The organism is Synechococcus sp. R6-10, from assembly GCF_047461815.1.
Lineage (GTDB): Bacteria > Cyanobacteriota > Cyanobacteriia > Thermostichales > Thermostichaceae > Thermostichus.
On the sequence record NZ_JANSHW010000417.1, the window covers coordinates 1 to 6463 of the forward strand.

Consider the following 6463-nt stretch of genomic DNA (forward strand, 5'->3'; position numbering starts at 1 on the left):
ATTTAGATTCCGAGCATTCCAGGCCGCCGATGGGAAACAGTCAAACCGGGGAGATGGTTCAATCGGAAAAGCAGGCTTTCCTGGAACGGTGGCATGACATTCTCGCCCCCAACTCCCTGGGCTACCGCATTCGGCTGTTGTCTCAATTGGTGCGGCGGAAGTTGCAGTCTCATTTGGAGCCTTTTGGCCTGACCATCTCCCATTGGGTGGTGCTCTGCTGCCTTTGGGAAGAAGACGGGATCCCTACTTCCACTATTTGTGAGCGCTTGCAGCAGTTGGGGGGCACCATGACCGGGGTGTTGGATGGCATGGAAAAACGGGAGCTGATCCGGCGGCAGCGGGATCCTGAGGATCGGCGGATTTGGCGGGTCTACCTCACACCTGCAGGGGAGGAGCTGAAAGACGTTTTACCCCCTCTGATTTGGCAGTTGCGGGAGCAAACCTACGGCTGTCTCAGCCCAGAAGAACAGGCAACCCTCTCGCGGTTGGTGGATCGGCTGATCGCCCATCTGTCAGTGGATCCAGATGCGGTTGTGCTGGCGGAGCCAAGTCAATAGTCTTTATCTTGAGAGCGCCTTTGAGGGAGGGCGGAGCTTTGTCTGGCGATTTGCTGATCCGAAATGCTGAGCTGCTGGTGCCGGAAGGGGATCCCTGGCGGGGGGATGTGCTGGTGCGGGAGGGGCGCATTGCCCAAATCGGCCAAAACCTCTCGCCAGAAGGGGTGGCCAAGGTCATCGACGCCGAGGGCCATACCTTGATGCCGGGGGTGATCGATCCGCAAGTTCACTTCCGCGAGCCGGGCCGAGAGCACAAAGAAGACCTGCAGACGGGATCCTGGGCCTGTGCCCGGGGCGGGGTGACCAGCTTTTTGGAGATGCCCAACACCGACCCGCTGACGATTGACCAAGCGACGCTGGATGACAAGTTGGCCCGTGCAGGCAGCAAGTGTGTGGTCAATTACGGCTTTTTCATCGGGGCCACTGCCGATAACTTAGAAGAGTTGCAAACGGTGCAGGGAGCCTGTGGCATCAAAATCTTCATGGGATCCATGCATGGGCCCCTGTTGGTGGATGATCAGGCGGCGCTGGAGCGGATTTTCGGGGAAACGGATCCCAACTTCTTAATTGCCGTCCATGCTGAAGATCTGTCTCGCATCAAAGCCCGTAAGGCCCTGTTTGCCGGACGCACAGATGTAGCCGTTCACTCGCAAATTCAGGACGAGGAATCGGCCCTGATCGCCTCACGGCGGGCTTTGGACTTGGCCACCCGCTACCGCCATCGGCTGCACATTTTGCACCTCTCCACCGGCCTAGAGGTGGAACTGCTGCGCCAGCACAAGCCGGCCTGGGTGACGGCAGAAGTGACCCCTCAGCACCTGCTGCTCAGCACCGCCGATTACGCCCGGCTGGGATCCCTGGCCCAGATGAACCCCCCCCTGCGGGATCCCCCCAATTCGGAGCAACTGTGGCAGGGGCTGCAGGACGGGATCCTGGATTGCATTGCCACTGACCATGCCCCCCATACTCTGGAAGAAAAGGCTCAGCCCTACCCCCACTCCCCCTCGGGTATGCCGGGAGTAGAGACGGCCTTGCCCCTGATGCTGACTGCAGCGCAGCAGGGCCGCTGCACGCTGGCGCAGGTGGTGCAGTGGATGTGTGAGGCGCCGGCCCGCCTCTACCGGATCCCCAACAAAGGGCGGCTGCAGGTGGGCTACGACGCCGACCTGGTGCTGGTGGATCGCCACACACCCAAACCGGTGCGGCGGGAAGAGCTGCTGACCAAATGCGGCTGGAGTCCCTTCGAGGGCTGGGAATTGGTGGGCTGGCCCCTAGTCACGATCGTGGGCGGACAGATTGCCTTTCAAAACGGCCAGGTGGATCCCTCGGTGCGGGGAAAGGCTCTTCAGTTTCAGCGCTAGCCAGGGATCCCTGCTATCCCGCAAGGGCTTCCGATAGCAGCAGGACAGAAGTGGCGCAGTAGCCTATCCTAGCTTCCCTCTCCCTTTGTGGGAGAGAAGCCAGGCCTGAGGGCGGGATGGCGCAAAAGCATCAGGAACGGTCTCAGGCTGGTTTGCCGATCACCACACACCTCGGCCTGCTGGGTCCGGCAACTCTGGCCCAGAAACTCGTGTTACTCTGAAAATGATAATTGATAATTACTGATAATCAAAATTGAAAACGGCAAGGGGGCCTCATGAAAGTTGCCTACGTGTTCACTCACCCTCGCTGCGGCACCTATAAGTTGGGCCAGATGATCCTGCCCCAGCTAGAAGCAGGGGTGCATGGAGCGCAGGTGGTGGGCATGTTCTTTTTCGACGACAACTGCTTTGTTTTGCGGCAGGGGGATCCCATTGGCGAGCGCTTGGCCAAAGTTGCCCAAGAGCAAAACATCCTGCTGATGATGTGTGACATGTGCGCTCTGGAGCGCAACCTAGCCGAAGGGGAACCCCGCTGGTGCGACGCTCAAGGACGCGGGCGCAGAGAGCCAGCTCGGTGCGTTCCCAAAAACGTCGTCAAAGGAGTGCAGGTGGGCTGTTTCCCTGACCTCTACGAGGCCTTGAAGGACAACCCACCTGACCAAGTGATTACGCTTTGACGGAAGGACCCCGACTTAGCTGACGGCCACAGCCGCCGGCGGCTCTTGGCTGGGCTGAGAGCCGATCTTGCGGAAGATCAACCGCTCGTTGGCTACATCCACCAAAATGCGGTCGCCGGGTAGGAACTCGTTTTCCAGCAGCTTGGTGGCAATGGGATTTTCGATCTCCCGCTGGATCACCCGCTTCAGGGGACGGGCCCCGAACACTGGGTCGTAGCCCACCTCTGCCAGGTAGTCCTTGGCTTCTTCGGTGAGCAGGATCTCGATTTGCTGATCTGCCAGCAGCTTTTCCACCCGCTGCATTTGCAGGCCGACAATCTGGCGAATTTGCTCTTTGGTGAGGGCGTGGAAGATGATCAGCTCGTCCACCCGGTTTAAAAACTCCGGTCGGAAGTGGTGCCGCAGCATGGCCAGCACCTGAGTTTTCATCTCCTCGTAGCGGCTTTCATCGGCCCCAATTTCCAGGATGAGGTCGCTGCCGATGTTGCTGGTCATGATGATGATGGTGTTTTTGAAGTCCACTGTCCGCCCTTGGGAGTCGGTGATGCGGCCATCGTCCAGCACCTGCAGCAGGATGTTGAAGACATCCGGGTGGGCTTTTTCCACCTCGTCAAACAGCACCACCGAGTAGGGGCGTCGCCGCACCGCCTCGGAGAGCTGCCCGCCTTCTTCGTAGCCCACGTAGCCTGGAGGAGCTCCGATTAGACGAGAGACCGAGTGCTTCTCCATGTACTCGGACATGTCGATGCGCACCATCGCCTCGGAAGTGTCGAAGAGGAACTCCGCCAAAGCACGGGCCAGCTCGGTTTTCCCCACGCCAGTGGGCCCCATGAACAAGAACGAGCCGATGGGGCGATTGGGATCCTTCATGCCGGCCCGGGCGCGCCGAATGGCTGCCGCTACGGCGGCTACCGCCTCGTCTTGGCCCACCACCCGCTGGTGCAAATGGGCTTCCAGGCGCAGCAGCTTCTGCTTTTCCGACTCCATCAGGCTGGTGACTGGGATCCCGGTCCAGCGGGAGACGATCTCAGCGATATCTTCAGGAGTCACTTGCTCCCGCAGCAGCGGCTCGCCGTTGGTCTGCAGCTTGGCCAGGTGAGCCTCCTGCTCTTGGATTTGCCGCTCCAATTCCATCAGCTTGCCGTACTTGAGCTCGGCAGCGCGGTTGAGGTCATATTTTTGTTCAGCCTGTTCGATTTGAAGCTTGACGGCGTCCCGCTCGGCTTTAAGGCTTTGCAGGCGTTCGATAGCCTCTTTTTCAAATTGCCAGCGAGCATTCAACTCCCGTTGTCGCTCCGTCAGGTTGGCCAGCTCCTGCTCAATTTTGCTGAGGCGATCTCTAGAGGCAGCATCATCTTCTTTTTTCAGGGAGAGCTCCTCCATCTGCAGTTGCATGATGCGCCGGTCGATCTCGTCCAGCTCGACGGGCTTGGAGGTGATCTCCATCTTCAGCTTGGCCGCCGCCTCGTCCACCAGGTCGATGGCTTTGTCGGGCAGGAAGCGCTCGGAGATGTAGCGGTTGGAGAGCACCGCTGCCGCCACCAAGGCGGAGTCGCTGATTTTGACCCCATGGTGCAGCTCGTAGCGCTCTTTGAGGCCGCGCAGGATGGAGATGGTATCTTCCACCGAAGGCTGATCCACGTACACCGGCTGAAAGCGGCGTTCTAGGGCCGCATCTTTTTCGATGTGCTTGCGGTATTCATCCAGGGTGGTGGCGCCGATACAGCGCAACTCGCCCCGCGCCAGCATGGGTTTGAGCAAGTTGCCGGCATCCATGGCCCCTTCGCCGGCCCCGGCGCCGACAACGGTGTGCAACTCGTCGATGAAGAGGATGATCTGGCCTTCGGATTCGGTGACCTCTTTGAGCACAGCTTTGAGGCGGTCTTCAAATTCCCCGCGGTACTTGGCCCCGGCAATGAGAGCGCCCATGTCCAGAGCAATGACTCGCCGGTTTTTCAGAGACTCCGGCACATCTCCCCGGTTGATGCGCTGGGCTAGGCCCTCCACAATGGCTGTTTTCCCCACGCCGGGTTCGCCGATGAGGACGGGGTTGTTTTTGGTGCGGCGGGAGAGCACCTGAATGACGCGGCGGATCTCGTCATCTCGCCCGATCACCGGGTCCAGCTTCCCTTCGCGGGCCGCCTGGGTGAGATCGCGGCCATAGCGCTCCAGGGCTTCGTAGCGGGATTCGGGGTTTTTGTCGGTGACCCGCTGTTTGCCTCGCACCTCTTTGATGACCGGTTTGAGGCGCTCTACCGTCAGGCCCAGGGGTGCCAAGACCCGCTTGCCCACCCGCTCATCTTGCAGGGATCCCAAAAACAAGTGCTCCACCGAGATGAAATCATCGCCGTACTCTTTGCGAAACTCCTCGGCCCGATCCAGGGTGGTTTCCAGGCCGCGACCCAAGTAGAGCTGATCCACCCGCGCCAACTTGGGCTGCTGGTTGATGAAGCTTTCCACTTTATCCCGCACCAGCCTCGGATCGATACCTGCCCGTTGCAGGAGGGTTTGGGTGAGCCCCCCCTCTTGATCCAGAAGGGAGATCAGCAAATGCTCGGTTTCCAACTGTTGCTGCTGGTGCCGCCGGGCCACATCTTGGGATTGGACAATGGCGCTCCAAGCTTTTTCGGTAAATTGGTTGGGATTGGTGGGCTGCATAGGAGTTCGGCAGAGCTTTGCTACTCAGTATAGGAAGGCAATACAGACACAGGGAGCACCCTGGACTCTTTCGGGGCAGTAGAGCTGGGTGCCGGAAGCTCCGGTAGGATCTTCCTGATCTAGGTATCGCCTATTTTGCCAGAGCCAGAGTTCGCAACAACCGTCCTCTCCAGCTGCGATCCATGGAGGGATCCCCGCCTTATTCTTCTTCTTCGTAGGGACGGCCTTCCCCGATTACCGCCAGGTCAATTTGTTGGCGGTAGTAATCCACGTTCTTAATCTGCACCTCCACCCGATCCCCCAGGCGAAACTGGCGCCGACTCTTGCGTCCCACCAGCGCCTGCTGACGGCTGCGGTACTCGTACCAATCGTTTTTCAGGGTGCTGACCCGCACCAAGCCTTCCGCCAAGATGGGATCCACCTGGACAAAAAAGCCGTAGTTCTGGACGCCGATGATCAGGCCGGGGAACACCTCTCCCAGGTGCTTTTGCATGAACTCAGAGCGCTTCAGGCCCATCAGCTCCCGCTCCGCCTGCTGCCGGATCCGGTACCCCTCCTGAATTTTGGGCAGTTGCGCCTGGAGAAACGCCTGCCATTCCTCCTGCACCTTGGGCGGCAACACCTGCCAGTCGATTTGGCCGTAGCCGCTGGGGCCGTGCAGATCCACCACGGTTTTGGAGCGAGAGCTGCGGCGCTCGCGTCCTTTGCTCAGGGCCAGGTGCAGGGCACGCAAATTGAGCAAGTCGGCATAGCGGCGCAAGGGGGCCGTAAAGGTGGCGTAGGGTTCTTTGAGGCCCAACCCAAAATGGCCGAGTTGCTCTTCCAGAGGCTGGAGACGATACTCGACCGGGGGCAAGGTGGCCAGCATCTGCGCCACCAAGGCCGGGCTCGCGCCAGAGGCCAACACATCGGGAGCGGTGATGCGGGCACAAATCCGCTGCCAGTCCGCCAGAGTTACGACAGCGGGATCTTGCAAATTCAGATCCAGCTTCATGGCATTGGCCAGGCGCAAAAAGCTCTGCAGGGCCTCGGCGGCAGGGGCAGGCTGCACGCGGGCCAAAGAAGGGATCCCCAACTGGCGCAAATGGTGGCCCAGGATTTGGTTGGCCAGCAGGAGAATTTCCGTCATCAGGGCATGGGCGCCGAGGCGATCGCTGATCAAGAGGGGGCCGTAGCCGCTTTCATCGGCAGAGTGGGGAGTGAGCAAATC

The 6463-nt window shown here is 59.9% G+C and carries 5 protein-coding genes; 3 read left to right on the plus strand and 2 right to left on the minus strand.

The window, feature by feature from the left end; all coding sequences use genetic code 11:
- The 3 genes from NW837_RS11440 to NW837_RS11450 all read left to right on the plus strand — a co-directional run.
- Window positions 1–557 (plus strand): MarR family winged helix-turn-helix transcriptional regulator (locus NW837_RS11440; protein ID WP_414331631.1); only part of this gene is annotated, 557 nt, incomplete at its 5' end.
- A gap of 38 nt (window positions 558–595) precedes the next feature.
- Window positions 596–1918, plus strand: a complete 1323-nt coding sequence (locus NW837_RS11445) for a dihydroorotase (RefSeq protein WP_414331633.1) — start codon at window positions 596–598, stop codon at window positions 1916–1918.
- A gap of 275 nt (window positions 1919–2193) precedes the next feature.
- A complete protein-coding gene (locus NW837_RS11450; RefSeq protein ID WP_414331634.1) occupies window positions 2194–2595 on the plus strand; it encodes a SaoD/DsrE family protein in 402 nt (133 codons plus the stop codon).
- 15 nt (window positions 2596–2610) lie between these two features.
- On the opposite strand, the gene clpB is transcribed toward NW837_RS11450, so the two are convergent.
- Together clpB and NW837_RS11460 are read right to left on the minus strand one after the other, a co-directional pair.
- Entirely contained in the window at window positions 2611–5253 is a 2643-nt protein-coding gene (gene clpB, locus NW837_RS11455) for an ATP-dependent chaperone ClpB (RefSeq protein WP_414331635.1), read from the minus strand.
- Window positions 5254–5452: 199 nt separating this feature from the next.
- A partial coding sequence (locus NW837_RS11460; RefSeq protein ID WP_414331637.1) for an RNB domain-containing ribonuclease occupies window positions 5453–6463 on the minus strand: 1011 nt, incomplete at its 5' end.